Source organism: Streptomyces sp. NPDC002888 (assembly GCF_042888465.1).
Lineage (GTDB): Bacteria > Actinomycetota > Actinomycetes > Streptomycetales > Streptomycetaceae > Streptomyces.
This window is the reverse complement of the sequence record NZ_JBIAPU010000030.1, coordinates 60,430-86,793: the sequence shown is the minus strand read 5'-3', so window position 1 is coordinate 86,793 and position 26,364 is coordinate 60,430. Positions and strand designations below refer to the sequence as shown.

Sequence of the window (26,364 nt, the reverse complement as noted above, 5' to 3'; positions counted from 1 at the left end):
GCTCTCAGAGCCAGCCGTTGCGCTTCAGGGTGCGGTGGATGCCCAGGCAGATCACGCCGGTGATCATCATGATCGCCGGGTAGCTGTACCGCCAGTGCGTCTCCGGCATGTAGTCGAAGTTCATGCCGTACACCCCGCACACCATCGTCGGCACGGCGATGATCGCGGCCCAGGACGTGATCTTGCGCATGTCCTCGTTCTGCGCCACGGACGCCTGCGCGAGGTTGGCCTGGAGGATGGAGTTCAGGAGCTCGTCGAAGCCGACGACCTGCTCCTGGACGCGGGCGAGGTGGTCGGCGACGTCCCGGAAGTACTTCTGGATGTCCGGGTCGATCAGCCGCATCGGACGCTCGCTCAGCAGCTGCATGGGCCGCAGCAGCGGCGACACCGCCCGCTTGAACTCCAGGACCTCGCGCTTGAGTTGGTAGATCCGGCCGGCGTCCGTGCCGCGCGGGGTGCCCTTGCGGCCCGGCGAGAACACCTCCGTCTCCACCTCGTCGATGTCGTCCTGCACCGCGTCGGCCACCGCGATGTACCCGTCCACGACGTGGTCGGCGATGGCGTGCAGCACGGCCGAGGGGCCCCTGGCGAGCAGCTCGGGGTCGTCCTGGAGCCGGTGCCGCAGCGCCCGCAGCGAGCCCTGCCCGCCGTGCCGGACGGTGATGAAGAAGTCCCGGCCGGTGAAGCACATGACCTCGCCGGTCTCGACGACCTCGCTGTTGGCGTCGAGCTGGTCGTGCTCCACGTAGTGGATGGTCTTGAACACCGTGAAGAGCGAGTCGTCGTAGCGCTCCAGCTTGGGGCGCTGGTGCGCCTGCACCGCGTCCTCCACGGCGAGCGGGTGCAGCCCGAACTCGCTCGCGATTCCGGCGAATTCGGCCTCGGTCGGCTCGTGCAGGCCGATCCACACGAAGCCGCCGTCGCGGCGCACCTGGCGCATCGCCTCGTGCGGGGTGAGCGGCCTGTCGGTGTGGATGCGGCCACCGTCGCGGTAGACGGCGCAGTCGACGACGGCCGACGGCGTTCCGGGGGCGCGCGTGGTGTCGTAGACGCCGGTGTCCTTGCGCAGGGAGATACGGGACGGGCGGACCACGGCACGCAGGTCGCGGATCATCGACATCGCAGGCTCCTTCGTACGGGCAACGAAAGGCCGCCGGGGGAGACGGGTGGAACTACCCGGAATGGGGACGTCCTGACTGCGGATGTTTGGCACGTCCACAAAGCGGGGAGCACCGCACCGTCGCGGTGGCGAGCTTCGTTACTGCTGCAGATCAGACAGATCAGATAGATCAGGCAAAGCGAAACGAAGTGCTCTTCCGCACGAAGACGCGAGCGTGAAAGGCGGCGATCAGCCGGAGCAGCTGCATCAGTGGCCGGAAGAGCGAGTGGTACTGCCAGGTCGACTTCGATCCATGACAGCCCCACCTCCTCCAGCCGGTCCCTCGTAAGGGAGTCTCAGCGGCGTCGGGACTGATGGCGACGCTTCTGCGTGCTGCCCCGAACCACCGGGCAAGAGTATCAGCAGACAGAAGTGTCAAGGCGTTGCTTTGCCCGCTACTGGCAAGTTCTATGCTCGCGACATGGCTGATGTTCTTCCTCTGGTAGAGGCCCGTTTGCGCACCGCGCTGGGCGAGCCGGACGCGCGCGCCGGGGTCACCTTCCTCGGCACGGACCGGATCGAGCTGCTGCGCTTCCAGGAGGGGGACGTCGTCCGTTACGCCACGCTCGGCATGTCCGCGCAGCCCATGGCGGACCCCACCGCGATGCTCGCCGACCCGGTCAAGGGCCCCCGCGCCGAGCTGGTCCTCTCCGTCCGCGCGGGCCTCGCCGACACCGACAAGGTGCTCCGCCCGCTCGCCGTGCTCGCCGCGTCGCCACAGGTCGAGGGGGTGATCGTGGCCCCCGGTGCGTCTCTCGACGTGGGTGAGCCGCTGTGGCCCGGCGCCCCGTTCACCTCCGTCCTCGTCGCCGAGCCCGGCGGTCTGGTGGAGGACCTGGAGCTCGACGAGCCCCTCGACCCCGTACGGTTCCTGCCGCTGCTCCCGATGACCCCGAACGAGGCCGCGTGGAAGCGCGTGCACGGCGCCCAGGCCCTCCAGGAGCGCTGGCTGACGAACGGGACGGACCTGCGGGATCCGTCCCGCAGGTCCGTACCGCTCGACTGACGCCGCGTGAGCAAGGTCACCAACCGGTGGCCGGAAAGCGTCAGTTGGCGAAGACGGCGATCCCGTCCTCGGTCGCGTGCTTCGGCTCCAGCTCTTCCACGTCGTGCGTGAGGGCCTTCTGCCGTACGACGACCACGACCGCGCCCGCGACCGCGGTGACCGCCGCGACCACGAACGGCATGTGGATGTCGCTCCACTCCTCGATCTTCGGCGCGAAGTACGGCGCGGCCGCCGCGGCGAACCACCGCACGAAGTTGTAGCCCGCGCTCGCCACGGGCCGCGGCGCGTCCGAGACCCCGAGGGCCAGCTCGGTGTAGACGGTGTTGTTCACGCCGATGAAGGCGCCGGACAGGATCGTGCAGACGACGGCGGTCGTGTGGTCGCCGTATCCGAGGACGAGCACGTCGGCGGCGAGCAGCACCAGCGAGCCGCCGAGCACCTTCAGCGAGCCGAACCGCCGCTGCATGCGCGGCGCCACGATCACCGAGAAGACGGCGAGCAGCACACCCCAGGCGAAGAACACCGCACCCGACTTGTACGGGGTCATGTTCAGCACGAACGGCGTGAAGGCCAGCACGGTGAAGAACGTGTAGTTGTAGAAGAACGCCGAGATCGCCGCGGAGGCGAGTCCGCCGTGGCCGAGCGCCTTGACCGGGTCGAGCAGCGAGGTCTTGCGGGCCGGCCTGGGCTGTTCCTTCAGGAACGCCGTGATGCCAAGGAAGCCGACGGCCATCAGGAACGCGGTGCCGAAGAACGGGTAGCGCCAGTTGGCGTCCCCGAGCAGCGCGCCCAGCAGGGGGCCGCACGCCATGCCGAGGCCGAGGGCGGACTCGTACAGCAGGATCGCGGCCGCGCTTCCGCCGGCCGCCGCGCCGACGATCACCGCGAGGGCGGTGGAGACGAAGAGGGCGTTGCCGAGTCCCCAGCCGGCCCGGAAGCCGACGAGTTCGGCGACCGAGCCCGACGTGCCGGCGAGACCCGCGAAGACCACGACGAAGGCGAGGCCGAGCAGCAGGGTCTTCCGGCCGCCGATGCGGCTGGAGACGAAGCCGGTGACCAGCATCGCGATCGCGGTGATCAGGAAGTAGGAGGTGAAGAGCAGGGAGACCTGACTGGGCGTGGCGTTCAGGCCCTGGGCGATGGACGGCAGGATCGGGTCGACGAGTCCGATGCCCATGAACGCGACGACGGACGCGCCGGCCGTCGCCCACACCGACTTGGGCTGCCGCAGGATGCTGCCGGTTGTGGCGTCGGTTCCGGTGTCGGTTCCGGCGTCGGTTCCCGGGTCGAAGGGGTCCATTGCTTCTCCCGTCACGACGAAGTAGTTGGTATATACACACGATAAGTTAGATTGCCTAAATAATGCAAGCTACATGTAGTTTTTCCTGGTGAACGCGTTCCGTCCGGACGGGTGATCGTCCTTGACGTGAGCGTGCCGGGGTAGGACCGTGGGGGCCTATGAGGGGCGAACCCAGTTGCCCGAAGTGTGGTGGCCGGGTCAGGGCTCCCGGACTCTTCGCCGATTCCTGGCAGTGCGATGTGCACGGGACGGTGCATCCGCTGCAGCCCGTGATCCCGCCCAGCGTCGAGGCCCTCAGTGTCGTGGTGCATCGCACGCAGGTGCCCATCTGGATGCCGTGGCCGCTGCCGGTCGGCTGGCTGTTCACGGGCGTGGGCTACGCGGGAGACGACCGCAGCGGCGGCCGTGCCACGGCAGTGGCCTGCTCGGGGCCCGGACCGCTCGGCGGCATGGGCGAGTTGATCCTGGTCGCCGAGGAGCTCGGCGTCGGCCTCGGCGCGCGGTACGCGGGCATGGACGGGCCGGACCCGGGACCGTACATGAACGTCGAGAAGCCACCCCAGGTCAAGGTGCTCGCCGCGGGGCGTCCGACGCCGCTGTGGCATGTCGCCGATGCGCCGGACGACCGCGCGGTGTTCGCGGGGGAGGCGCGCGGGTTGTGGCTGTGGGCGGTGGTGTGGCCCGAGCAGTCGGGGTTGCTGATGTACGACGAGCTGGTGCTGACGGATCTGCGGGACGCGGGCGCGGAGTTGGAGCTGGTGCCGTGCGGGGCGCTGTCGCCGCGCTTGCTCAAACCGTAGAGGGCCGGGTGTGTGGAGGCCGTGGTTGTCTGCGGCCGGTCGTGGATTGATCGCGCCCACGCGGCGGAGCCGCATATGGATACGGCCCCGCGCCCCTCGGGGAGTTGTATGTAGGGGGCGCTACGTGGTTGCGGGTGTGACAGGAAGGGTGAAAATCCGGTTATCCTTGAGCGTCCCCTTCTGTCCCGTCGCCGTTTGGAGTTCGTGTCGTGCGTATCGATCTGCACTGCCACTCCACGGCGTCCGACGGTACGGACACCCCTGCTGAGCTGGTGCGGAATGCGGCCGCTGCCGGGCTGGACGTCGTCGCGCTGACCGACCATGACACGACCCGGGGGTACGCGGAGGCCATCGCCGCGCTGCCGGAGAGGCTCACGCTCGTCACGGGCGCCGAGCTGTCCTGTCGTCTCGACGGCATCAGCATGCACATGTTGGCGTACCTCTTCGACCCGGAGGAGCCCGCTCTGCTCGCCGAGCGCGAGTTGGTGCGGGACGACCGGGTGCCGCGGGCGCGGGGCATGGTGGCCAGGTTGCAGGAGCTGGGTGTGCCGGTCACCTGGGAGCAGGTGGCGCGGATCGCGGGAGACGGTTCGGTCGGGCGCCCGCATGTGGCGACCGCGCTCGTCGAGCTCGGTGTCGTACCGACCGTGAGCGATGCCTTCACCCCGGACTGGCTGGCCGACGGCGGCCGGGCCTACGTCCCGAAGCACGAGACCGACCCCTTCGAGGCGATCCGGCTGGTCAAGGGCGCCGGCGGAGTCGTGGTGTTCGCGCACCCGGCCGCCGCCAAGCGGGGGCGTACGGTGCCGGAGTCGGCGATCGCCGAGATGGCCGCCGCCGGTCTTGACGGCATCGAGGTCGACCACATGGACCACGACGCCGACGCGCGGGCGCGGCTGCGGGGGCTGGCCAAGGAACTGGGGCTCCTGACGACCGGCTCCAGCGACTACCACGGCAGCCGCAAGACGTGCGTGCTCGGTGAGTACACGACGGACCCCGAGGTGTACGGGGAGATCACACGGCGGGCGTTCGGGGCGTTCCCGGTGCCGGGAGCCGGCGGGGTCTGAGGCTCACCTCCGCGCGTCCACGTTCACCTTTACCAGCAAGGCCCCTGTACTGATGTTCGACGTCGCCGTCTTCGGCTCCCTGTTCCTCACCCTCTTCGTCATCATGGATCCCCCCGGGATCACCCCGATCTTCCTCGCGCTCACCGCCGGACGCCCCGGCAAGGTGCAGAAGCGGATGGCGTTCCAGGCCGTCTGTGTCGCGGGCGGCGTGATCACCGTCTTCGGACTGCTCGGGCACCAGATCCTCAACTACCTGCACGTCTCCGTGCCCGCACTGATGATCGCGGGCGGACTCCTGCTCCTGCTGATCGCCCTCGACCTGCTCACCGGCAAGACGGACGAGCCGAAGCAGACCAAGGACGTCAACGTGGCGCTCGTACCGCTGGGCATGCCGCTGCTGGCGGGGCCCGGCGCGATCGTGTCGGTCATCCTCGCCGTGCAGAAGGCCGACAGTGCCGCCATGCAGGTGTCGGTGTGGACGGCGATCCTCGCCATCCATGTCGTGCTGTGGCTGGTGATGCGGTACTCGCTGCTGATCATCCGGGTCATCAAGGACGGCGGGGTCGTCCTGGTGACGCGGCTCGCGGGCATGATGCTCTCCGCGATCGCCGTGCAGCAGATCATCAACGGCGTCACCCAGGTGATCCGGGGCGGCTGAGCCCCGTTCCGGGGGAGACGCGCAGAGCCCCCGTACGGCGTCGGTGCCGTGCGGGGGCTCTGAAGTCTGCCGTGAGGGACCCGTGCGTTACGAGGCCGTGGTCGTGGCCGGGCGGATCCAGAGGCGCTGCCCGATGGCGGCGGCCTGCTGCACGATCCGGTTGACGGAGGCGGCGTCCACGACGGTGCTGTCCACGGGCGTGCCGTCGACGTCGTCGAGTCGCATGATTTCGAAGCGCATGGCTTCTCCCTTCGTCTGGTCATCCTCCTGCGGAGAACTACTGAGGACTGCTGAGAACTGCTGGGGAACGGCTGGTACGACGTTCTGTAGTAGTCAACGGGTTGCGTGTTACAAACATTCCCTACGCTAAGGAAATTTTTCGAACGTCTAACTACCGACCGGTAAGTGAGCTGGGGAGACTGACCGGGACCGGTTGTGTTCGCAGCGTGACCGCCGGGACAATGGAGGTGATGAACGACGACCTGGCGGCCCTCACCGCCCGCATCGACCGCACGAACGAGCTGCTTCAGCGCATGCTCGCCGAGGTGGCCAAGACACCCTCGACCCACGCGATCTTCGTCGACGCGGGATACCTCTACGCTGCCGCGGGCCGACTCATCGCCGGGACCGAGGACCGCCGCGCCTTCGACCTGGACGCCGAGGGCCTGATCGAGGCCCTCATCGACCGGGCGCGCACGATCTTCGCGGACAGCCGGCTGCTGCGGGTCTACTGGTACGACGGGGCGAGACGCCGCATCCACACGGCGGAGCAGCAGTCCATCGCGGAACTGCCTGACGTGAAGGTCCGGCTGGGCAACCTCAACGCCAACAACCAGCAGAAGGGCGTCGACTCCCTGATCCGCACGGACCTCGAGTCCCTCGCACGCCACCGCGCCATCAGCGACGCGGCCCTCCTCGGCGGCGACGAGGACCTCGTCTCGGCGGTGGAGGCGGCGCAGGGGTACGGCGCCCGGGTCCACCTCTGGGGCATCGAGGCGCCCGAGGGCCGCAACCAGGCGGAGCCCCTGCTCTGGGAGGTCGACAGCCAGCGCACCTTCGACCTCGACTTCTTCAAGCCGTACGTGTCACGGCGCACCGCCGCCTCCTACGAGGCGTCCGGCGCAACCCGGCCGACCCGCGAGGACGTGCGCTTCGTGGGTGCGCAGATCGCCGCGAAGTGGCTGTCGGCGCGCGGCAGGGAGGCACTGGTGGAACTGCTGCCCGGCCATCCCTACCTGCCTGGCTCCGTCGACCAGGACCTGCTGGTCGAGGCGGAGGGCATCCTGAGTTACTCACTGCGCGGCCAGGCGGACCTGCGGCGGGCGCTGCGGGACGGGTTCTGGGGGCACTTGCAGACGCAGTACTAGGGCCTGTCCGGCGGATCAGGTCGCAGGGAAAGCGACGGGGCCTTATCCGCGCGGGTGAGCGGGGTCTGGTGCGTCCAGCTGCAAGGCGGAGGAGGGAGTCGACGCGGAGCGTCGGCGAGTGACGACAACGTCGCAGATGGGCGTGCCAGGCCCCGCGTCTGCGGCATGATCCGCCGGGCAGGCCCTAGGGGGCTGTGCCGGCCTTGTCCCAGAAGCCTGCGAGGGCGTGGGCGGTCGGGAGGGGCTGGTCCAGGTTCGGTGAGTGCTCGGCACTCGGTACGACCGTCCGGTGCGCCCTCAGTTGTACGGCCATGTCGTCGAGGACGGTGACCGGCCAGGTGTCGTCGCGAGCGCCGGACAGCACGTGGAACGGCAGCGGTACGGCGGCGAGTTCGGAGACCCGGTTCGGCTCGACGCACAACTGGCGGCCGGTGGCGAGGAGTTGCGCGGGCTTGTGGGCGAGCCAGCGTTGGCGCAGCTGTTCCACACGGCCGTAGCCGCGGGCGGGGCCGCCGACCTCCTCGGGCGGTCCCATGGCCAGGATGGCCTCCCACACCTCGGCCATCGTCATCACGGCGAGCGCGTCGTGCAGCAGTTTCACGCGCTGTTGCTGGGAGTCGGAGATCTGGGCGGGGCCGGAGGCGATGAGGGTGAGCGAGACGAACGGGGAGTGGTCGAGGAGTACGGCGGCGCGGGCGATCTGGCCGCCGAGGGAGTGCCCGACGAGATGCAGTGGGGAGCCGAGGGCGGCGGCCTGCGCGAGCACGTCCCGCGCCAACTCGCCCTGCGCATACGCCGATTCGTCCTCCGCCGGCCCGTCGGACTCGTGCTGCCCCCGTCCGTCCAGGGCGATGCTCCGGTACCCGCGCTCCGCGAGCGGCTCGTGCATCCGGTGGAAGTCCTCCTTGCTGCCGGTGAACCCGGGCAGCAGCAGGGCGACTCCCCTCTGCTCGATACCGGGGACCGCAGGGGCGTCGACGACGGCGAAGTCACCGCGGTCCGTGCGCAGCTGGTAAGCGCGTGCGCCGGGGGGCGGGGCGGAGGCGGTGAACGTGGTCACGGGGTGAGGTTAGCGGAGGGGACGCGTGTCCCGGGTCGGTTGGCGAAGTGGCCGACGGCCGGTGGAATGCCGACGGCCCGGTCCACGTGAGGTGGACCGGGCCGTCGGACGGTGTGCTCAGCTCTCCGCAGCCTCCGCGGTGGCGGTCGCCTTGCGGGTGCGGCGGCGGGGCTTGGCCTCCGTACCCTCGGCCGTCTCCACGGCGGTCTCGGCAGCGGCGGCGGTCTTCCGCGTGCGGCGCGGTTTGGCCTCCGGCTCCTGCGTGGCCTGTGCCGGGATCTCGGCGGCCGTTGTGGTCGCCGGTGCGGCGGCCTTGCGGGTGCGGCGGGGCTTGGCCTCCGTGCCTTCGGCCGTCTCCACGGCGGTCTCGGCAGCGGCGGCGGTCTTCCGCGTGCGGCGAGGCTTGGCCTCGGCGGCCTGCTCCGGCGCCTCCACAGTGGCGGTCGCCTTGCGGGTGCGGCGGGGCTTGGCCTCCGTACCCTCGGCCATCTCCACGGCGGTCTCGGCAGCAGCCGCGGTCTTCCGCGTGCGGCGCGGCTTGGCCTCCGGCTCCTGCGCGGCCTGTGCCGGGATCTCGGCGGCCGTCGTGGTCGCCGTGGTCTCCGGTTCGGCGGCCTTGCGGGTGGTGCGGCGGCGCGGCTTGGCCTCCGTGGCTTCCGCGGTGTCCACGGCCGTCTCCGCAGCGGCGGTTGCCTTACGGGTACGACGGCGCGGTGCGGGCTCCGCCGTCTCCGGGGTGGCCTCTGTCGTGCCTTCGGCGGTGTCCACGGCGGCCTGGGCGACCGTGGCCTTGCGCGTGCGGCGCGGCTTGGCTTCCGTGGCCTCGGCGGTGTCCACGGCGGCTTCGGCAGCGGCCGCGGTCTTCCGCGTGCGGCGCGGCTTGGCCTCGGTGGCCTGCTCCGGTGCCTCCGCGGTGGCGGCTGCCTTACGGGTCCGACGGCGCGGTGCGGGCTCCGCCGTCTCCGGGGTGGCCTCTGTCGTGCCTTCGGCGGTGTCCACGGCGGCTTCGGCGGCAGCCGCGGTCTTCCGTGTGCGGCGCGGCTTGGCTTCCGTGGCCTCGGCGGTGTCCACGGCGGCTTCGGCGGCAGCCGCGGTCTTCCGTGTGCGGCGCGGCTTGGCCTCCGTGGCCTCGGCGGTTTCGGCCGACGTTTCGGCGGCGGGCGTCGCCTTGCGGGTGGTGCGGCGGCGCGGCTTGGCCTCCGTGGTTTCCACGGTGTCGACGGCCGTTTCCGCAGCGGTGGTTGCCGCCGACGGCTCCGTGACGGGGGCCGGCGTCTCGGCCGGGGCGGTCGCAGGCGCCGTAGCCGTTTCCGTCTCCGCGGACCTGCGGGTGCGGCGGCGGCGCGGCTTCGCCGGGGTTTCGGCGGCGTCGAGGGCCGTGCCCTCGGCCGTCGCCACGGCTGCTGCCGCGGCCTCGCCGACCGTCGGCTCCGCGGCCACCGGCGCCTGTTCCACGGCCACCGGCGTCTGCTCGGCCGACGCCCCGCTGCGCGTACGGCGACGGCGGCGCGGGGTGCGGGGCGCGGTCACGCTCTCCGCGGTGGTCCCGCTGTCCGCTGTGGTCTCCACCGGCGTCGCGGTGCCGGCCGGGGCCGACGTCGCGTCCAGCGGGGTGCCGTTGCGGGTGCGACGGCGACGACGCGGCGTACCGGCCGGACGCTCGCGGTCGGCGGTGCGGGACTCGTTGCCCCGGCCGCGGGACTCGCCGCCCCGGCCGCGGGACTCGTTGCCCCGTCCACCGCGACCGCGTCCACCGCGGCCGCCCGGCTCGCCCAGGTCCTCCAGCTCCTCCGCGTCGAGGCCCGCGCGGGTGCGCTCGGCACGCGGCAGGACGCCCTTGGTGCCGGCGGGGATGTTCATCTCCTCGAAGAAGTGCGGGGAGGTGGAGTACGTCTCCGGCGGGTCGTTGAAGTTGAGCTCCAGCGCCTTGTTGATCAGCTGCCAGCGCGGGATGTCGTCCCAGTCGACGAGCGTGATCGCGATGCCCTTGGCGCCCGCACGGCCGGTACGGCCGACGCGGTGCAGGTACGTCTTCTCGTCCTCGGGGGACTGGTAGTTGATGACGTGCGTCACGCCCTCGACGTCGATGCCGCGGGCGGCGACGTCGGTGCAGACGAGCACGTCCACCTTGCCGTTGCGGAACGCCCGCAGGGCCTGCTCGCGGGCACCCTGGCCGAGGTCGCCGTGGACCGCGCCCGAGGCGAAGCCGCGCTGCTGGAGCTGGTCGGCGAGGTCCGCCGCCGTCCGCTTCGTGCGGCAGAACACCATCGCGAGTCCGCGGCCCTCGGCCTGCAGAATGCGCGCGACCATCTCGGGCTTGTCCATGTTGTGCGCGCGGTACACGTGCTGCGCGATGTTCGCGACGGTCACGCCCTCGTCGTCCGGCGCGGTGGCGCGGATGTGCGTGGGCTGCGACATGTACCGGCGGGCGAGACCGATGACCGCGCCCGGCATGGTCGCCGAGAACAGCATGGTCTGGCGCTTCGGCGGAAGCATGTTGATGATCTTCTCGACGTCGGGCAGGAAGCCCAGGTCGAGCATCTCGTCGGCCTCGTCGAGGACGAGCGCCTTGATGTGCTTGAGGTTGAGCTTCTTCTGGCCCGCGAGGTCCAGCAGACGTCCCGGGGTGCCGACGACGACGTCGACGCCCTTCTTGAGGGCCTCGACCTGGGGCTCGTAGGCGCGGCCGCCGTAGATGGCGAGAACGCGCACGTTGCGCACCTTGCCCGCGGTCAGCAGGTCGTTGGTGACCTGCTGGCACAGCTCGCGCGTGGGGACGACGACGAGCGCCTGCGGGGCGTCGGTGAGGGCCTCGGGCTGCGCACGGCCGGCCTCGACATCGGCGGGGACGGTGACGCGCTCGAGAAGCGGGAGGCCGAAGCCCAGCGTCTTGCCGGTGCCGGTCTTGGCCTGGCCGATGACGTCCGTGCCCGACAGGGCCACGGGGAGCGTCATCTCCTGGATGGGGAAGGGGGTGGTGATGCCGACGGCTTCAAGGGCCTCGGCGGTCTCGGGAAGGATTCCGAGCTGTCGGAACGTAGTCAGGGTGCTGCCTCTTCTGTGTGGGCGGTGCGAGGCGAGCGCGGGGGTCGTGTCAGGACCGTGCCGGGGGGGACGTCGGCTGCCATTACGGTCTGGCCGTAAGGGCACGGGACCACGCCGACGCTCTAGCGCTCGAACCGCTGAGGGGTGCCCCTCCGATCGTCGTACGCACAGTGCCGTACGGTCAGGGAGGGCTGTCGGGTCGGAGCCGATCGGGCCACCGACCGGGCATCCTCATACGTGCGGCCCGTCGAATACTCGGCAGGCGCATTACCACCATACCCCGGATTCGCGCATATGCGATGGCCGATTCGGTCACGTAGTCGTCGTCACACCGATTCGCGTAGTCGTGGTCACAGTGATTGACCAGGGACTTCCGAGGCCTGGGGAGCGGACTATTGTGCGCTATATGACGACGCCTGACAACACCTCTGACGCTCCCGCCGAACACACCGCAGTGGCCGCCCAGGACTGGGCGACGGCCTCCGCCGATCCGCAGTACCGGGCCGCGGTCGTCGACCTGCTCGGAGCGCTCGCGTACGGCGAACTCGCGGCGTTCGAGCGGCTGGCGGAGGACGCCAAGCTGGCGCCGACGCTGGAGGACAAGGCGGAGCTGGCGAAGATGGCGTCGGCCGAGTTCCACCACTTCGAGCGGCTGCGGGACCGGCTGGCGGAGATCGGCGAGGAGCCGACGCGGGCGATGGAGCCGTTCGTCGCCGCGTACGACGGCTTCCACAAGCAGACGGCGCCCTCGGACTGGCTGGAGGGGCTCGTCAAGGCGTACGTCGGCGACTCGATCGCCAGCGACTTCTACCGCGAGGTCGCCGCCCGGCTGGACTCCGACAGCCGCTCCCTGGTGCTGGGCGTGCTCGACGACACCGGACACGCCAGCTTCGCCGTCGACCGGGTGCGCTCCGCGATCGACGCCGACCCGCGCGTGGGCGGGCGGCTCGCGCTGTGGGCGCGGCGGCTGATGGGCGAGGCGCTCTCGCAGTCCCAGCGGGTGGTCGCCGACCGGGACGCGCTGTCGACGATGCTCGTGGGCGGCGTCGCGGACGGCTTCGACCTCGCCGAGGTCGGCAAGATGTTCTCCCGGATCACCGAGGCCCACACGAAGCGGATGGCGGCGCTGGGACTCGCGGCCTAGCCGCGTCGCCTGTGCCTACGCCGGCGCCGAGCGCCGGCGGAGTCGCCCCGACGGGCGCAGCAGGAGTGAGAGCGACGCCGTGGCGACGATGGCGGCGCCGGTGAGGTTGAGCAGGAAATTGCCGGGGTCCAACGCGCTGTGCGTGAGGAAGGCGCCGAAGAGGCCCCCGGCGACACCGGTCGCCAGCACCAGTGAGCGAGTGGGCAGACGGTGCGACAGTCGGTGCACCGCCGTCGCTGCCAGGGCAAGACCGATCACAGCGGAGGCGAGCGCTTCCAACAACATCATGGGGGGTCCCTCCCACACGGGCGGCCGTGCAATGCGGTCGTCGTCCGTCTTACCCCTGACCTGCGGAATCCAATCATCACCTGTGGGCGACTTGTGCTCCATCTGTGCGGGAGACGCGAAAAGGGCCCGGCGACTGTCCGTCGCCGGGCCCTCCTCGTGCACGTGCCTAGAGCGCGCCGAAGCCCACCTTGCGCGGGGCCGGCTCGCCGAGCTCGACGTAGGCGAGGCGGTCCGCCGGGACCAGGACCTTGCGGCCGTGCTCGTCCACGAGGCTCAGCAGCGCCGACTTGCCGGCCAGCGCCTCGGAGACCGCCCGCTCGACCTCCTCGGCACTCTGACCGCTCTCCAGAACGATCTCGCGGGGCGCGTGCTGCACGCCGATCTTGACCTCCACGGCTATGTCCCTCCGACGGTCATGAAGTGCGCGACTACCGCGCCGTACGCAGCACACATTAGCCCGGTGAGGGGACGTCCACCCTCCGCGCCGGAACGCCAGGAGCGAACAGCCGACGGGAACAAACCCCCGGTGCGGCCTTCCTCAGTGGTGCTGGTCGATGCCGTGCAGCGGGAAACCCGCGATACCGCGCCAGGCCAGGGACGCCAGCAACTGCACCGCCTGGTCGCGCGGGACGCTGCGGTCGCTGTGCAGCCAGGAGCGGGCCACGACCTGCGCGAGGCCGCCCATACCGGAGGCGAGGAGCATCGACTCCGCGCGCGAGAGACCGGTGTCCTCGGCGATGACGTCGCAGATCGCCTCGGCGCACTCGGTGGTGACCTTGTCGACGCGCTCACGCACCGCGGGCTCGTTCGTCAGGTCCGACTCGAAGACCAGGCGGAAGGCGCCGCCGTCGTCCTCGACGTACGCGAAGTACGCGTCCATCGTCGCCCGCACGCGCTGCTTGTTGTCGCTCGTCGACGCCAGCGCGCCGCGCACCGCCTGGATCAGTGACTCGCAGTGCTGGTCCAGCAGGGCGAGATAGAGGTCGAGCTTGCCCGGGAAGTGCTGATAGAGCACCGGCTTGCTGACCCCGGCCCGCTCCGCGATGTCGTCCATCGCGGCCGCGTGGTAGCCCTGCGCCACGAAAACTTCCTGCGCGGCGCCCAGCAACTGGTTCCGTCGGGCACGGCGCGGCAGGCGCGTGCCTCGCGGGCGTGCTGCCTCTGTCTGCTCGATGGCTGTCACGCCGCCTCCCAAAGTCGTCCACATGCGGTCTGCGCCGCGCCGCCATCGTACTTTTCGGTAACCGCCCTGTGCGCGGTGTGAGCGCAGAATTTCACGGACCGGACGGGGACGAAAGCGGTACAGAGGGTTTCAAGCAGAGGTGGACAGGGCAAAGCGGGCCTCGTTCCTGATCGGCCGGCTTCCGGCGGAGGTCGTCATCGGAGGTCGTCAGCGGTGGTGGTCAGCGGTAGTCGTCCTCGTCGAGGGAGACGACTCGCGCCTGCTCCGCGAGGTCGGCCTCGTTGGCGCGGGCCGGGTCCACGCTCTCGAGGGGGTCGTCGCGGTTCGGTGTGACGTCCGCGTGCTGCTCGGCGGCGTCGTGCTCCGGTGCCTCGACGTCGAACTCCGGGGCGTCTTCGTCCTTGAACTCCTCGAACGTCTCCGGGTCGGTCGGGTCGACGGCCATGGTGGGCTCCCTTCTACGAACGTCCCTGGGAAAAACAGGGGCCACATGCGGGTGCCCTCTGTACGAGCCTAGGAGACACCCGATGCGGACGCTATGCGATGTCCACGCCATCTGTGATGGCGAACACATGAACCACGACGTGATCGTCTCGTAACATTGCCGCATGTCTTCGACCGAGTTGCCCCCCGTATCGGCCACCGTGCTTCCGAGGGTGTCACCCGTCAGGGTCGGAGACGGCGAACGGCTCAGGTCCGTCGCGCTGCCGGGAGTCACCCTGTCGGTGCGGTCGAGGCCACCCGCGCGCGAGGGCCTGCCGCCCGCGCTCTACGTCCACGGCCTCGGCGGTTCCTCGCAGAACTGGTCGGCGCTGATGGAACTGCTCGACGGGGTGGTCGACGGCGAGGCGGTCGACCTGCCGGGCTTCGGCGACTCCCCACCCCCCGACGACGGCGACTACTCGGTCACGGGCCACGCGCGCGCGGTCATCCGCTGTCTCGAGGCCGCCGGACGCGGCCCCGTCCACCTCTTCGGCAACTCGCTCGGCGGCGCGGTCACCACCCGCGTCGCCGCCGCCCGGCCCGACCTCGTCCGGACGCTCACGCTCGTCTCGCCCGCGCTGCCCGAGCTGCGCGTGCAGCGCACCGCGGTGCCCACCGGGCTGCTCGGAGTGCCCGGGGTGGCCGCGTTGTTCACCCGGTTCACCAGGGAGTGGACGGCCGAGCAGCGGGTCCGCGGTGTCATGGCGCTGTGTTACGGAGAACCCGGGCGGGTGTCGGCGGAGGCGTTCGGCTACGCGGTCGAGGAACTGGAGCGGCGGCTGCAACTGCCGTACTTCTGGGACGCGTTGACGCGCTCTGCGCGCGGGCTCGTCAACGCGTACACCCTGGGCGGCCAGCAGGGGCTGTGGCGCCAGGCCGAGCGGGTCCTCGCCCCCACGCTCCTCATCTACGGCGGCAGGGACCAGCTCGTCGGCTTCCGCATGGCCCAGAAGGCCGCCCGCACCTTCCGCGACTCCCGCCTCCTCACCCTGCCGAACGCGGGGCACGTGGCGATGATGGAGTACCCCGAGACGGTGGCGACGGCGTTTCGTGAGCTGCTCGCCGGCACGTCGGACGGGGCCGGTGCCCCGCACGGGGACGGCTCCCGTGCGGCGGCCGAGGCGTCGAGCAGCACGAGCGCGGGGAGCTGAGGCGCGGCGTGGGACGCCACAGTCGACGGGGGCCCGCCCCCAGGAGCGGCTCCAAGGGTGACGGCGCGGACATAGCCGGGCGGGATCGAATACCGGGGCCCGCCGCGGGACGGCAGGAGCCGCCCACGAGCGGGACATCGGGGTACGGCGGGCCGCGGCTGCCGGACGGCACGCCCGCGCACGGCGTGCCGAGATTCGCCGACGGCACCCCCGCCCAGGGCGTCCCGCACGTGCGTGGCGGGCACCCCGAGCAGCGTGAATCCGGGGGCGGCTGGGGTGATTCGAGGCCGCGTTCCGGAGGCGGGGGGCCCGTCATACCCCGTCAGCGTCGGGCAAAGGGGCCGCGGCAGGACTACCTCGACGCCTTCGGCGAGGGCGACGACGCCTTCGCGTCGCGTGACCGGACCTCCGCACTCGCATCGGATCCGTACTCCTCCGCCACCGACTGGGACGCGGCCGTGCGGGCCGGTGAGCGCACCGCCGCCGACGACGCTCCGCCCACCGGCGGGCGCGCTTCGGGAAAGGGCACCAAAGGGCGTACGTTCACCGGCATCGCGGCCGCCGCCGTCACGACCGTGCTGGCCGTCGTCGTGGCGGGGCAGGTCACACAGGGCGGCGACGAGGCCCGGACGCAGTCCGCCACCGACCAGGCCAGGGACGCCCGCGGCTCCACGGCCGGCGTCGACGGGCCGGCCGACCCGTCCGCGTCCCCCAGCGCCACGCTGACGTACGACCAGAAGATGGAGATCACGTACCCGCTCGGCGCCAAGCTCAAGGGCTCGGGGAAGTTCGACGCGGTCCCCGGTTTCGACAAGGCGCCCGGCAAGGGGCAGAAGTACACCTACCGCGTGGACGTGGAACAGGGGCTCGGGCTCGACGGCGAGCTCTTCGCGCAGGCCGTGCAGAAGACGCTCAACGACGACCGGAGCTGGGCGCACAACGGCGCCCGCACCTTCGAGCGGATCTACTCGGGCAAGCCCAACTTCGTGATCACCCTGGCCAGCCCCGGCACCACCGCCGAGTGGTGCGCCAAGTCCAGTCTCGACATCACCGAGGACAACGTCTCGTGCGACTCGGCCCTCACCGAGCGCGTGATGATCAATGCCTATCGATGGGCGCAGGGGTCGACGACGTACGGTGACCAGATTCACGCGTACCGACAGATGCTGATCAACCACGAGGTCGGCCACCGGCTCGGCTACGGCCATGTGACCTGCGACAAGGACGGCGAACTCGCGCCGGTCATGCAACAGCAGACGAAGTTCCTCGACCACAACGGGATCCACTGCAGGCCCAACGCCTGGGCCTTCCCCGGGAGTTGACAGAGGGACGCTGATCTCACATTGACATGCGCAGAAAGTTCGACCATATTTCTGCGCATGTCGCCCCGTCACGCCTCCCTTCGCGCCGCCATCGAGCTGGCGCTCATCGGCGTGACCCCGCTGTGCGTGGCCGACATTCTCTGTAGCTGACGCCCGCCCCTGGCGTTCGCGTCGCGACCTTCACCTCTTCCGTGACTCGGTCACGGTCTTCTCGACGGTTCTTCCGACGGCCTGACGCCCGGGCAGACGTCTGTTCATTTTCGTCTCACTCCTCGTCAATTCGTCTCACCATTCGAGAGGTCGTCTCCGATGCGTCAATCGTCCCTCATAGCGCGCCGCGTGGCCGCGGCATCCGTCAGCCTGGTCGTGGCAGCGGGCGCCGCCGCCTGCGGGCCGGAGGACAACGATGCCAAGGGCAGCAGCGGTGGCGACTCCACGCCCCACAAGGGCGGCACCCTCTCGATCCTGAACTCCAACCCGCAGGTGGACTTCGACCCGGCCCGCCTGTACACCTCCGGCGGCGGCAAGGTGCCCTCCCTCGTCTTCCGTACGCTCACCACACGCAACCGCGAGAACGGTGCGGCCGGCGCCAAGGTCGTCCCGGACCTCGCCACCGACACCGGGCGCCCCAACAAGGACGCGACCGTGTGGACGTACACCCTGAAGGAGGGCCTGAAGTACGAGGACGGCACGCCGATCACCTCGGCCGACATCAAGTACGGCATCGAGCGCTCCTTCGCCGCCGAACTCTCCGGCGGCGCCCCCTACCTGAGGGACTGGCTGGTCGGCGGCGCCGGCTACCAGGGCCCCTACAAGGACAAGGGCGGGCTGGACTCCATCGAGACGCCGGACGCGCGGACCATCGTCTTCCACCTGAACAAGCCCGAGGGCGAGTTCCCGCTCCTGGCGACGCAGACGCAGTTCGCGCCCGTCCCGAAGGCCAAGGACACGGGCACGAAGTACGAGCAGCACCCGATCTCGTCCGGGCCGTACAAGGTCGTCAAGAACGAGAACGACGGTGAGCGGCTCACCCTGGAGCGCAACACGTACTGGTCCGCCTCGACGGACGCCGAGCGCAAGGCGTACCCGGACAAGATCGACGTACGGTCCGGGCTCGACTCGTCCGTGATCAACCAGCGGCTGTCCGCGTCCCAGGGCGCCGACGCCGCCGCCGTCACCACGGACACCAACCTCGGCCCGGCCGAGCTCGCCAAGGTCACCGGGGACAAGGACCTCGCCGCCCGCGTCGGCACCGGGCACTTCGGCTACACCAACTACATCGCGTTCAACCCGAACGTGAAGCCGTTCGACGACATCAGGGTGCGCCAGGCGATCTCGTACGCCATCGACCGGTCGTCCGTGGTCAACGCGGCCGGCGGGTCGTCGCTGGCCGAGGCCGCGACCACCTTCCTGCCGAACCAGAAGTCCTTCGGGTACACGCCGTACGACCTGTTCCCGGCGGGTAGGGCGGGCGACCCGGCGAAGGCCAAGGAACTGCTGGCTCAGGCGGGTCACAAGAACGGGCTCACCGTGACCCTCACCCACTCCAACAGCAAGGACTTCGAGACCAGCCCCGAGATCGCGACCGCCGTCCAGGACGCGCTCAAGAAGGCCGGCATCACCGTCAAGCTGCAGGGTCTGGAGGAGAACGACTACTCCGACAAGATCCACAACGCGAAGACCGAGCCCGGCTTCTTCCTCGCCCACTGGGGTGCCGACTGGCCCTCCGGCGGTCCGTTCCTGGCGCCGATCTTCGACGGCCGACAGATCGTCAAGGACGGCGCGAACTTCAACACGGGCTTCCTCAACGACAAGTCGGTCAATGACGAGATCGACGCGATCAACAAGTTGACGGACCTTGACGAGGCCGCCAAGCGATGGGGTGCACTGGACAAGAAGATCGGTGAGCAGGCGTTGACCGTCCCGCTGTTCCACCCGGTCTACAAGCGGCTGTACGGCAAGGACATCCGCAACATCGTCATCAGCGACTGGGACGGCGTCCTGGACCCCTCGCAGGTCGCGGTGAAGTGACGTCGTGAGCGAGGCACTTCTCGCCACCCAGACCCCCGGGACGGAAACCGCCGTCCCGGGGGCCTCGGGGGCCCGTCAGTTCTGGCGGCGGCTGCGAGCGCAGCGCGCCGCCCTCGTCGCGGCGGCCGTCGGCGCGCTGCTCGTCCTGGTCGCGCTCGCCGCGCCGCTGCTCACGGCGATCGAGGGCCAGGACCCCACCGCCTACCACCCGTCGCTCATCGACTCCGCGCGCGGAGGCGTGCCGGTCGGACCCCTCGGCGGCATCAGCGGCGACCACTGGCTCGGCGTGGAACCGCAGACCGGCCGCGACCTGTTCGCGCGCCTGGTGTACGGCGCGCGGGTCTCGCTCGGGGTCGCGTTGGCGGCGACCGTCGTCCAGGTCACCATCGGTGTCGTGGTCGGTGTCGCCGCCGCGCTCGGCAATCGATGGGTTGATCAACTGCTGAGCCGCATCACCGACATCATCGTGGCCCTGCCGCTGATGATCATGTCGTTGGCGCTGCTCGCCATCGTGCCGTCGAGCTTTCCGCGGCCCGTGCTGGTCGCCCTCGTCATCGGCCTGATCGCCTGGGGCAACATCGCGAAGATCGTGCGCGCGCAGACACTCACCCTCAAGGGCCTCGACTACGTCTCCGCCTCCCGGCTCAGCGGCTGGGGCACCTGGCGGGTCGCCCGCCGCGAACTGCTGCCCGGGCTCGCCGCGCCCGTCATCACCTACGCCGCGATCCTCGTCCCGCAGAACATCACCGTCGAGGCCGCGCTGTCCTTCCTCGGCGTCGGAGTGAAACCGCCGACCCCCTCGTGGGGGCAGATGCTCACCGCCGCCGACGTCTGGTACCAGGCCGCGCCGCAGTACCTGCTGCTGCCGGCGGGTGCCCTGTTCGTGACCGTACTGGCGCTCACCGTCCTCGGTGACGGCGTCCGCACGGCCCTCGACCCGCGCGCGGCCTCCCGGTTGCGCGTCGGAACGGGCCGCAGGCGGGAGACCAAGGCCGACGCCTCGGTCACGAAGGCCGACGCCTCGGTCGCGAAGGCCGACACCTCCGCCCCTGAGGGAGGTGCCTCGTGACCGGCTTCACGGGCTTCGTCCTGCGCCGCGCCCTCGGCATGGTGATCACTCTGTTCGCCATCTCGGTGATCGTCTACGTCGTCTTCTACGTCACCCCCGGCAACGTCGCCCAGATCACCTGCGGCCCGCGCTGCTCACCCGCCCAGGTACAGCAGGTCGCGCAGCAGCTGCACCTCGACGACCCGTTGTACGTGCGCTACTGGCACTTCCTGCAGGGCATCTTCGTCGGCCAGGACTACTCGACGGGCACCTCGGTGCAGCACTGCTCAGCGCCCTGCCTCGGCCTGTCGTACCAGAGCGACCAGCAGGTCACCGAGCTGATCCTGGCGAAGCTGCCGGTCAGTCTGTCGCTGGTGTTCGGCGCGATGGTCGTGTGGCTGGTCCTCGGCGTCGGCACCGGCGTGCTCTCGGCGTGGCGGCGCGGCCGGCTCTCCGAGCGGCTGCTGACCGGCATCACGCTCGCGGGCGTGGCCACGCCCGTCTTCGTCATCGGCCTGGTCCTCATGATCGTCGTCTGCGGCGAACTGGAGCTGCTGCCCTTCCCGCAGTACGTCGCCCTGACCGACGACCCCGAACAGTGGGCGTGGAACCTGCTGCTGCCCTGGCTCTCGCTCGCCCTCATCGAGGCCGCCGCGTTCGCCCGGCTGACCCGGGCGTCGATGCTGGAGACGCTCGCCGAGGACCACATCCGGACCTTCCGGGCGTACGGCGTCGGCGAGCGGTCGATCATCGGGCGGCACGCGCTGCGCGGGGCGTTCGCCCCGGTCATCGCGCTGAACGCCAACAACTTCGGGGGCGCGGTCGGCGGCGCGGTGCTCACCGAGACACTCTTCGGCCTGCCCGGCATCGGACAGGAACTGGTCCACGCCGTCAACGTCGTCGACCTCCCCGTGGTCGTCGGCATGGTCCTGGTCATCGGGTTCTTCGTGGTCGTCGCCAACGCCGTCGCCGACGTGCTGTACGCGGTGGCCGACCGACGGGTGGTGCTGACATGAGTCTCGTCGAAATCACTGATCTCACGGTCGAGTTCGGCGAGCTGCGCGCCGTCGACGGACTGTCCTTCACGCTGGAGCAGGGCGCCGCCCTCGCCCTGGTCGGCGAGTCCGGCTCCGGCAAGTCCACGGTCGCCTCGGCCCTGCTGGGGCTGCACCGCGGTACCGGCGCGCGCGTCGGCGGCTCGGTCCGCGTGGCCGGCACCGACGTGCGGGCCGCGTCCGACGAGGAGTTGCGGCGGCTGCGCGGCGGGAAGGCCGCCATGGTCTTCCAGGACCCGCTGTCGTCCCTCGACCCGTACTACGCCATCGGCGACCAGATCGCCGAGGTGTACCGCGTGCACGCGCGCGCGTCGCGGCGAGCGGCACGCGCGCGTGCGGTCGACGTACTGGACCGGGTGGGCATTGCGGACGCGGTACGGCGATCCCGGTCGCGCCCGCACGAGTTCAGCGGCGGCATGCGTCAGCGGGCCCTGATCGCCATGGCGCTGGCCTGCGAGCCCGACCTGCTCATCGCGGACGAGCCGACGACCGCGCTCGACGTGACCGTCCAGGCCCAGATCCTCGACCTGCTGCACACGCTGCGCGAGGAGAGCGGCATGGGGCTGCTGCTCGTCACCCACGACGTGGGCGTCGCCGCCGAGAGCGTCGACGAGGTGCTGGTCATGCGGCACGGGCGGACGGTCGAGCACGGGCCGGTGAGGGAGGTGCTCGGGACGCCGTCGGAGGCGTATACGCGGGAGCTGCTGGGGGCGGTGCCGCGGGTGGACGCGGCGCGGGTGGCCGGGGTGCCGAAGGGGGCTCAGGAGGCCGAGAGTTCCGCGGGCGCGTTTGGGGAGGTCGTTCTGGAGGCGACCGGGCTCAGGCGTGAGTTCGGGCGCGGGAAGCGGGCGTTCACGGCCGTGGACGACGTTTCGCTGACGATCCACCGGGGCGAGACCCTCGGCATCGTGGGCGAGAGCGGCAGCGGCAAGACGACGCTGGGCCGCATGCTGGTCGGGCTGCTGGAGCCCACGGCCGGGGAGATCCGCCTCGACGGCCGTGCCCGGTCCGGGGTGAACCCGGCCGTGCAGATGGTCTTCCAGGACCCCGTCTCCTCGCTCAACCCCCGCCGCAGCGTGGGCGAGTCGATCGCCGATCCGCTGCGGGCCCGCGGGGAGAAGGACGAGGGGCGCGTACGCGGGCGCGTACGGGAACTGCTGGAGCGCGTCGGGCTCGAAGGGGCGCACTACGACCGCTACCCGCACGAGTTCAGTGGCGGACAGCGTCAGCGCGTCGGTATCGCGCGGGCGCTCGCGGCCGACCCGCGCGTCATCGTGTGCGACGAGCCGGTCTCCGCACTCGATGTCACGACCCAGGCGCAGGTGGTGGCCCTGCTCGCCGAACTGCAGCGCGAACTCGGACTCGCACTCGTCTTCGTCGCGCACGACCTCGCCGTGGTACGCCAGGTCAGCGACCGGGTCGCGGTGATGCGGCGCGGCCGGATCGTCGAGGAGGGCCCCGCCGACGAGGTCTACGAGTCGCCCCGGGACCCGTACACGAAGCAGCTTCTGGCCGCCGTGCCGGCCCTCGACCCGTCCGTCGCGGCCCAGCGCCGGGCGAAGCGCCGGGAGTTGGCGGTGGTGTGAGAGACGGTGAGAGGCATGGCGCGCGCATCTGCGCAGTTCGGAAGTGACGTTTCGAGCAGCCCGGATGTGACTTTTCGTGTGCGGTTGATCTCCTAGCGCGACGGAACGCGACCTGCACGGGAAAGTTACGACCGTTCACCCCTTTTGGTGGCGTGATGGACAACCGTCCGTCGCGCCACCGCCTTGTCCGCATACGTTCTTCCCGCTGCGAGCCGCCGGGTCAACGGCGGCTCCCCTAACGAGAGATCGGGGGTGCACTCGTGCGCATCGGACTGCTTACGGAGGGTGGCTATCCGTATGTGAGCGGTGACGCCGGACTCTGGTGCGACCGGCTCGTGCGCGGGCTCGGGCAGCACGAGTTCGACATCTACGCGCTCAGTCGCAGCGAGCGTCAGGAGGACGAGGGCTGGGTCTCGCTGCCGCCGCACGTCGACCGGGTGCGCACCGCGCCCCTCTGGGCGGCCGAGGACGACGGGGTGGCGTACGGGCGCCGTGCGCGCCGCAGGTTCGCGGAGTCCTACGGCGAGTTGGTTGCCGCGCTGTGCCAGGGGGGCGCCTCGGACTCCTCCGCCGATTCGTCGGGTGCCGAGGCGGACCGTTTCGGCAACGCGCTGTACGGACTTGCCGAACTCGCCCGTGACGAGGGCGGGCTCGTGGGCGCACTCCGGTCCGAAGGCGCCGTGCGCACCCTGGAACGCGGCTGCCGCGCGCCCGGCGCACTGCGCACCACGCGCGAGGCGCGCGTACCTGAGCTGCTCGCCGTCGCCGGACACCTCGAACGCGCCCTGCGCCCCCTCTCGCTCGACTGGTACGAGGACGACGGCCTCGGCGCGGTCGACCTCTGCCATGCCACGTCCGGCGGTGCGGCGGCCCTGCCCGGACTGCTCGCCCGGCACTTCTCGGGCGTACCCCTGCTGGTGACCGAGTACGGGGTGCGGTTGAGGTCGCACTATTTGGCTTCCGGCGCTGTGGCCGGCGGCGCCGGGTCGTCCGGTGGGGCCGGGGCGTCCGGTGGGGCCGGGGCGTCCGGTGGGGCCGGGTCGTCCGGTGGGTTCGGGGGGACCGATGGGGCCGGTGGTTCTGGTGGATCCGGTAGATCCGCTGAATCCGCGCCCGCCGTACGCGCCCTGCTCGCCGCCTTCCACGGCAGGCTGGCCGCCGAGGTGTACCGGCAGGCGGCGTGCATCACCCCCGGCAACGCGCACGCCCGCCGCTGGCAGGAACGCTGTGGCGCCGACCGTGCGAAGCTGCGCACCGTCCACCTGGGCATGGACGCGTCCCGCTTCACGGAGGTCGGCGAGTCACCGGACTCCGCCGACCCGAACACGCTGCTCTGGGTCGGCCGGGTGGAGCCCACCAAGGACCTGGTGTCGCTGCTGCACGCCTTCGCGGAGGCCCGCAAGGAGGAGCCGAAGGCGCGGCTTCGGATCGTCGGCGCCCCCGCCGGAGCCGAGGGCGCGGCCTACCTCGGGCACTGCAAGGCGCTGGCCGCGCAGCTCTTCCCGGACGAGGCGGCGGGCCCGCACGCCGTGGGCGACAACCCGGTGTCCTTCGAGGAGATCGGCGGCCCGGAGGCCCCGACGCTCGCCGAGGCGTACGCGTCCGGTGCGGTGATCGTTCTGTCCAGCGTCGTCGAGGGCTTCCCGATCGGCCTGGTCGAGGCAATGTTCTGCGGCCGGGCGACGGTGTCGACCGACGTCGGCGCGGTCGTGGAGGTCATCGGCGGCACCGGGCTGGTCGTGCCCCCGCGCAACCCGCGGGCGCTCGCCGAGGCGTGCGTGGCGTTGTTGCGCGATCCCGAGCGCCGTGCACGCCTGGGCGCCGCCGCGCGCGCCCGCGCGCTCGAACTGTTCACCGTCGAGCAGAACATCGCGGCATTTCACAGCATTTATCTGGAGATCGTCTCCCGCTGCCCGGTCACCCGCGTCGTCCTCGACGACACCGGCGACCCCCGGCCGTTCGCCGTCCCCGCCGAGGCCCACCTGCCCGGCCGCTGGGCCGACCAGGCATCGCGCGTCACCGCGGGCGGCGCCACGGCCGGGAGCCACGCGGTGGAGGTGACGCGATGAACGGCGGTGCGACGGAGGACGGCGAGGGACTGAGCCGGGCCGGGGTGCCCGCGCGTACTGGGGAGTGGGACGCGGGGGCGGAGGGGGTGGTCGTGGAGGAGACGGCTGTGAGCGAGACGGCTGTGAGCGAGACGGCTGTGAGGGAGACGGCTGTGAGCGAGATGGCTGTGAGGGAGACGGCTGTGAGGAAGGCGGGGGTGGTGGCGTCCGAGGTTGGGGTGAGCGAGGCGACCCCCGCCCGTAAGCCCGACGTCGGTTCGTCCCGCCGTGGCGCCGTCGATCCCGTCAAGGCCCTGATGCACCGCCACCGCGAGCTGTGCGAAAGGGCGGTGGACCCCCTGGAGATCGCCGCCGGCCTGGAGGCGCACGGCGTCACCGACCGGACCGCGGCCCGATTCCGCCACCGGGACGTCTTCTCGCTCGCGGAGGAGATGTACGCGCGCATCCCGCGAGACGGCGAAACACCCCCGTGCCCCCCGGCCCCCGCCGCCGCCCGCCCCCGCGTCGGCCGAGCCCTGCTCACCCTCCTCCCCGGCGCGCTGTGCGCCGCGACGATCGCCGGCGTACGCCTCACCCAGGGGCAGTCGCGCCTGATCGTCGCTGCCGCGGGCGTGCTAGCCGTCGCCCTGGGGCTGCGCGCGGCCCTACGCCGTGGGCCCCTGGGACCCCGACAGGGCACGTACGCCGGTCGGCGCGCCTCCGGCGTCTGGACCTGCTGGCTCCTCGCCTACGCCGCCCTCGGCGACGGCCTGCTCCGCGCCGCCCTCGCCGGAGGCCCCGACGGCCTGCCCACCAGCGTGCCGGACGGCCCCTGGCCACTCGCCACCGTCCCGACGGCCGCCCTCACCCTCGCCTGCGCGCCCGCGGCCTGGACGACCCACCTCTTCGCCGTCCGAGCCCGACGCAAACTGGCCGCCAGCCGCGGCCTGGAGGAGTTCGCCACCTCCGTACGACCGCTGCTGTTCGGCACGTTCGCCCTGTACCTGGGCGCGCTGACGGTCCTGCTCGCCCTCTGCGCGGCGGTCCTGGACGAACCCGCCTCCTACACGTCGGTCCTGACCTTGGGCGCCCTCCTCCTGCTTGCCCGCCTCCTCGCCGTCCACGGCTTCGCCCACGCCCCGGCGGTCGTCCTGGCCGCCACCGTCACGGCCGAGGCGGTCGCCCTCGCCTCTGTCTTCGCGAGCCGCCTGCCCGGCTGCGCCGCCCTGGCCGTCCCCGTAGAGACCCTCGTGGAGGTGTGGGGCCCTGTCGGCGTCCCTGCCCTCGCATGCGGAGCGGCCACCCTCACTCTCCTGATCCATGCGGCCCGCACCCTGACCCGGGCCTCGGCCCACGCCCACGCGGACCGGCCATGGTGACCCGACGGCCGGCTCTCGAGCCGTCGCCGCCCGCCCCGTCGGCAGACAACCGCAACAACCGCGATAACCGCGACACCCATGAACACCTGTAAGGAGACTGCCAGATGACCACCTCCCGACCCGGCGCCACCGGAGCCGCCGGAGCGCAGACCCCGGGAGCCGCACCCACGACGGGAGCCGCACG

Annotated in this window: 24 protein-coding genes; 15 read left to right on the top strand and 9 right to left on the bottom strand. The window is 71.1% G+C overall.

Going from position 1 to position 26,364, the window contains the following annotated elements; genetic code table 11:
• Nucleotides 1–4: 4 nt before the first annotated feature.
• Nucleotides 5–1,120 carry a magnesium and cobalt transport protein CorA gene (locus tag ACFYWX_RS37105; RefSeq protein WP_389429261.1) on the bottom strand — a complete coding sequence of 372 codons (1,116 nt, stop codon included), beginning with the start codon at nucleotides 1,118–1,120 and terminating at the stop codon, nucleotides 5–7.
• Between the two features lie 460 nt (nucleotides 1,121–1,580).
• On the opposite strand from ACFYWX_RS37105, the gene ACFYWX_RS37100 reads away from it, so the two are divergent.
• The gene (locus ACFYWX_RS37100) at nucleotides 1,581–2,165 is read left to right on the top strand and encodes a suppressor of fused domain protein (protein WP_389429260.1); all 585 of its coding nucleotides are present in this window, start codon (nucleotides 1,581–1,583) and stop codon (nucleotides 2,163–2,165) included.
• A gap of 40 nt (nucleotides 2,166–2,205) precedes the next feature.
• On the opposite strand, the gene ACFYWX_RS37095 is transcribed toward ACFYWX_RS37100, so the two are convergent.
• A complete protein-coding gene (locus ACFYWX_RS37095) occupies nucleotides 2,206–3,465 on the bottom strand; it encodes an MFS transporter (RefSeq protein WP_389429328.1) in 1,260 nt (419 codons plus the stop codon).
• Between the two features lie 158 nt (nucleotides 3,466–3,623).
• On the opposite strand from ACFYWX_RS37095, the gene ACFYWX_RS37090 reads away from it, so the two are divergent.
• The 3 genes from ACFYWX_RS37090 to ACFYWX_RS37080 all read left to right on the top strand — a co-directional run bounded on the left by ACFYWX_RS37090 (nucleotide 3,624) and on the right by ACFYWX_RS37080 (nucleotide 5,990).
• Nucleotides 3,624–4,265, top strand: coding sequence for a DUF6758 family protein (locus tag ACFYWX_RS37090; RefSeq protein WP_389429259.1), 642 nt, complete (start codon nucleotides 3,624–3,626; stop codon nucleotides 4,263–4,265).
• Nucleotides 4,266–4,474: 209 nt separating this feature from the next.
• Nucleotides 4,475–5,332: a PHP domain-containing protein gene (locus tag ACFYWX_RS37085; RefSeq protein WP_389429258.1), complete on the top strand. Its 858-nt coding sequence runs from the start codon at nucleotides 4,475–4,477 to the stop codon at nucleotides 5,330–5,332.
• A gap of 52 nt (nucleotides 5,333–5,384) precedes the next feature.
• Entirely contained in the window at nucleotides 5,385–5,990 is a 606-nt protein-coding gene (locus tag ACFYWX_RS37080) for a MarC family protein (RefSeq protein WP_389429257.1), read from the top strand.
• An 87-nt stretch (nucleotides 5,991–6,077) separates the two neighbouring features.
• Here the strand turns inward: ACFYWX_RS37080 and ACFYWX_RS37075 are convergent, their stop codons facing one another.
• Nucleotides 6,078–6,230: a hypothetical protein gene (locus ACFYWX_RS37075; protein ID WP_389429256.1), complete on the bottom strand. Its 153-nt coding sequence runs from the start codon at nucleotides 6,228–6,230 to the stop codon at nucleotides 6,078–6,080.
• 230 nt (nucleotides 6,231–6,460) lie between these two features.
• Between ACFYWX_RS37075 and ACFYWX_RS37070 the strand changes: the two genes are divergently transcribed.
• Nucleotides 6,461–7,357 carry an NYN domain-containing protein gene (locus ACFYWX_RS37070; RefSeq protein WP_389429255.1) on the top strand — a complete coding sequence of 299 codons (897 nt, stop codon included), beginning with the start codon at nucleotides 6,461–6,463 and terminating at the stop codon, nucleotides 7,355–7,357.
• A 184-nt stretch (nucleotides 7,358–7,541) separates the two neighbouring features.
• On the opposite strand, the gene ACFYWX_RS37065 is transcribed toward ACFYWX_RS37070, so the two are convergent.
• Nucleotides 7,542–8,417 (bottom strand): alpha/beta fold hydrolase, encoded by an 876-nt coding sequence (locus ACFYWX_RS37065; protein ID WP_389429254.1) that lies wholly within the window; start codon nucleotides 8,415–8,417, stop codon nucleotides 7,542–7,544.
• Nucleotides 8,418–8,534: 117 nt separating this feature from the next.
• Entirely contained in the window at nucleotides 8,535–11,372 is a 2,838-nt protein-coding gene (locus ACFYWX_RS37060; RefSeq protein WP_389429253.1) for a DEAD/DEAH box helicase, read from the bottom strand.
• A 496-nt stretch (nucleotides 11,373–11,868) separates the two neighbouring features.
• Here ACFYWX_RS37060 and ACFYWX_RS37055 point away from each other — a divergent pair, with 496 nt between their 5' ends.
• Entirely contained in the window at nucleotides 11,869–12,606 is a 738-nt protein-coding gene (locus tag ACFYWX_RS37055; protein ID WP_389429252.1) for a ferritin-like fold-containing protein, read from the top strand.
• Nucleotides 12,607–12,621: 15 nt separating this feature from the next.
• On the opposite strand, the gene ACFYWX_RS37050 is transcribed toward ACFYWX_RS37055, so the two are convergent.
• The 4 genes from ACFYWX_RS37050 to ACFYWX_RS37035 all read right to left on the bottom strand — a co-directional run bounded on the left by ACFYWX_RS37050 (nucleotide 12,622) and on the right by ACFYWX_RS37035 (nucleotide 14,522).
• Nucleotides 12,622–12,891: a hypothetical protein gene (locus tag ACFYWX_RS37050; protein ID WP_389429326.1), complete on the bottom strand. Its 270-nt coding sequence runs from the start codon at nucleotides 12,889–12,891 to the stop codon at nucleotides 12,622–12,624.
• A gap of 169 nt (nucleotides 12,892–13,060) precedes the next feature.
• Complete coding sequence (locus tag ACFYWX_RS37045) at nucleotides 13,061–13,288, bottom strand: DUF3107 domain-containing protein (protein ID WP_037674258.1); 228 nt, start codon at nucleotides 13,286–13,288, stop codon at nucleotides 13,061–13,063.
• A gap of 144 nt (nucleotides 13,289–13,432) precedes the next feature.
• Nucleotides 13,433–14,077 carry a TetR/AcrR family transcriptional regulator gene (locus ACFYWX_RS37040; RefSeq protein WP_389429251.1) on the bottom strand — a complete coding sequence of 215 codons (645 nt, stop codon included), beginning with the start codon at nucleotides 14,075–14,077 and terminating at the stop codon, nucleotides 13,433–13,435.
• 220 nt (nucleotides 14,078–14,297) lie between these two features.
• Nucleotides 14,298–14,522 carry a hypothetical protein gene (locus ACFYWX_RS37035; protein ID WP_389429250.1) on the bottom strand — a complete coding sequence of 75 codons (225 nt, stop codon included), beginning with the start codon at nucleotides 14,520–14,522 and terminating at the stop codon, nucleotides 14,298–14,300.
• A gap of 163 nt (nucleotides 14,523–14,685) precedes the next feature.
• On the opposite strand from ACFYWX_RS37035, the gene ACFYWX_RS37030 reads away from it, so the two are divergent.
• The 9 genes from ACFYWX_RS37030 (at nucleotide 14,686) to ACFYWX_RS36990 (ending at nucleotide 26,180) form a co-directional block, all read left to right on the top strand.
• Entirely contained in the window at nucleotides 14,686–15,711 is a 1,026-nt protein-coding gene (locus ACFYWX_RS37030; protein WP_389429249.1) for an alpha/beta fold hydrolase, read from the top strand.
• A gap of 8 nt (nucleotides 15,712–15,719) precedes the next feature.
• Nucleotides 15,720–17,033, top strand: coding sequence for a DUF3152 domain-containing protein (locus tag ACFYWX_RS37025; RefSeq protein WP_389429248.1), 1,314 nt, complete (start codon nucleotides 15,720–15,722; stop codon nucleotides 17,031–17,033).
• 57 nt (nucleotides 17,034–17,090) lie between these two features.
• A complete protein-coding gene (locus ACFYWX_RS37020) occupies nucleotides 17,091–17,183 on the top strand; it encodes an Ms4533A family Cys-rich leader peptide (protein WP_389429247.1) in 93 nt (30 codons plus the stop codon).
• Between the two features lie 159 nt (nucleotides 17,184–17,342).
• The gene (locus ACFYWX_RS37015; protein WP_389429246.1) at nucleotides 17,343–19,064 is read left to right on the top strand and encodes an ABC transporter substrate-binding protein; all 1,722 of its coding nucleotides are present in this window, start codon (nucleotides 17,343–17,345) and stop codon (nucleotides 19,062–19,064) included.
• Between the two features lie 4 nt (nucleotides 19,065–19,068).
• Nucleotides 19,069–20,133, top strand: a complete 1,065-nt coding sequence (locus tag ACFYWX_RS37010) for an ABC transporter permease (protein ID WP_389429245.1) — start codon at nucleotides 19,069–19,071, stop codon at nucleotides 20,131–20,133.
• On the top strand, nucleotides 20,130–21,128 hold the full coding sequence (locus ACFYWX_RS37005; protein WP_389429244.1) for an ABC transporter permease: 999 nt from the start codon (nucleotides 20,130–20,132) through the stop codon (nucleotides 21,126–21,128). The genes ACFYWX_RS37010 and ACFYWX_RS37005 overlap by 4 nt, the downstream gene beginning before the upstream one ends.
• Nucleotides 21,125–22,753 (top strand): dipeptide ABC transporter ATP-binding protein, encoded by a 1,629-nt coding sequence (locus tag ACFYWX_RS37000; RefSeq protein WP_389429243.1) that lies wholly within the window; start codon nucleotides 21,125–21,127, stop codon nucleotides 22,751–22,753. The genes ACFYWX_RS37005 and ACFYWX_RS37000 overlap by 4 nt, the downstream gene beginning before the upstream one ends.
• 260 nt (nucleotides 22,754–23,013) lie before the next feature.
• Entirely contained in the window at nucleotides 23,014–24,822 is a 1,809-nt protein-coding gene (locus ACFYWX_RS36995) for a DUF3492 domain-containing protein (RefSeq protein WP_389429242.1), read from the top strand.
• Nucleotides 24,819–26,180 carry a hypothetical protein gene (locus ACFYWX_RS36990; protein WP_389429241.1) on the top strand — a complete coding sequence of 454 codons (1,362 nt, stop codon included), beginning with the start codon at nucleotides 24,819–24,821 and terminating at the stop codon, nucleotides 26,178–26,180. The genes ACFYWX_RS36995 and ACFYWX_RS36990 overlap by 4 nt, the downstream gene beginning before the upstream one ends.
• Nucleotides 26,181–26,364 lie beyond the last annotated feature (184 nt).

Coding starts and splice junctions, on each gene's coding strand:
- ACFYWX_RS37105 (WP_389429261.1), bottom strand. CDS start 1,120: ATGTCGATGATCCGCGACCTGCGTGCCGTGGTCCGCCCGTCCCGTATC.
- ACFYWX_RS37100 (WP_389429260.1), top strand. CDS start 1,581: ATGGCTGATGTTCTTCCTCTGGTAGAGGCCCGTTTGCGCACCGCGCTG.
- ACFYWX_RS37095 (WP_389429328.1), bottom strand. CDS start 3,465: ATGGACCCCTTCGACCCGGGAACCGACGCCGGAACCGACACCGGAACC.
- ACFYWX_RS37090 (WP_389429259.1), top strand. CDS start 3,624: ATGAGGGGCGAACCCAGTTGCCCGAAGTGTGGTGGCCGGGTCAGGGCT.
- ACFYWX_RS37080 (WP_389429257.1), top strand. CDS start 5,385: ATGTTCGACGTCGCCGTCTTCGGCTCCCTGTTCCTCACCCTCTTCGTC.
- ACFYWX_RS37075 (WP_389429256.1), bottom strand. CDS start 6,230: ATGCGCTTCGAAATCATGCGACTCGACGACGTCGACGGCACGCCCGTG.
- ACFYWX_RS37070 (WP_389429255.1), top strand. CDS start 6,461: ATGAACGACGACCTGGCGGCCCTCACCGCCCGCATCGACCGCACGAAC.
- ACFYWX_RS37060 (WP_389429253.1), bottom strand. CDS start 11,372: ATGACGCTCCCCGTGGCCCTGTCGGGCACGGACGTCATCGGCCAGGCC.
- ACFYWX_RS37055 (WP_389429252.1), top strand. CDS start 11,869: ATGACGACGCCTGACAACACCTCTGACGCTCCCGCCGAACACACCGCA.
- ACFYWX_RS37050 (WP_389429326.1), bottom strand. CDS start 12,891: ATGTTGTTGGAAGCGCTCGCCTCCGCTGTGATCGGTCTTGCCCTGGCA.
- ACFYWX_RS37035 (WP_389429250.1), bottom strand. CDS start 14,522: ATGGCCGTCGACCCGACCGACCCGGAGACGTTCGAGGAGTTCAAGGAC.
- ACFYWX_RS37030 (WP_389429249.1), top strand. CDS start 14,686: ATGTCTTCGACCGAGTTGCCCCCCGTATCGGCCACCGTGCTTCCGAGG.
- ACFYWX_RS37020 (WP_389429247.1), top strand. CDS start 17,091: ATGTCGCCCCGTCACGCCTCCCTTCGCGCCGCCATCGAGCTGGCGCTC.
- ACFYWX_RS37015 (WP_389429246.1), top strand. CDS start 17,343: ATGCGTCAATCGTCCCTCATAGCGCGCCGCGTGGCCGCGGCATCCGTC.
- ACFYWX_RS37000 (WP_389429243.1), top strand. CDS start 21,125: ATGAGTCTCGTCGAAATCACTGATCTCACGGTCGAGTTCGGCGAGCTG.
- ACFYWX_RS36990 (WP_389429241.1), top strand. CDS start 24,819: ATGAACGGCGGTGCGACGGAGGACGGCGAGGGACTGAGCCGGGCCGGG.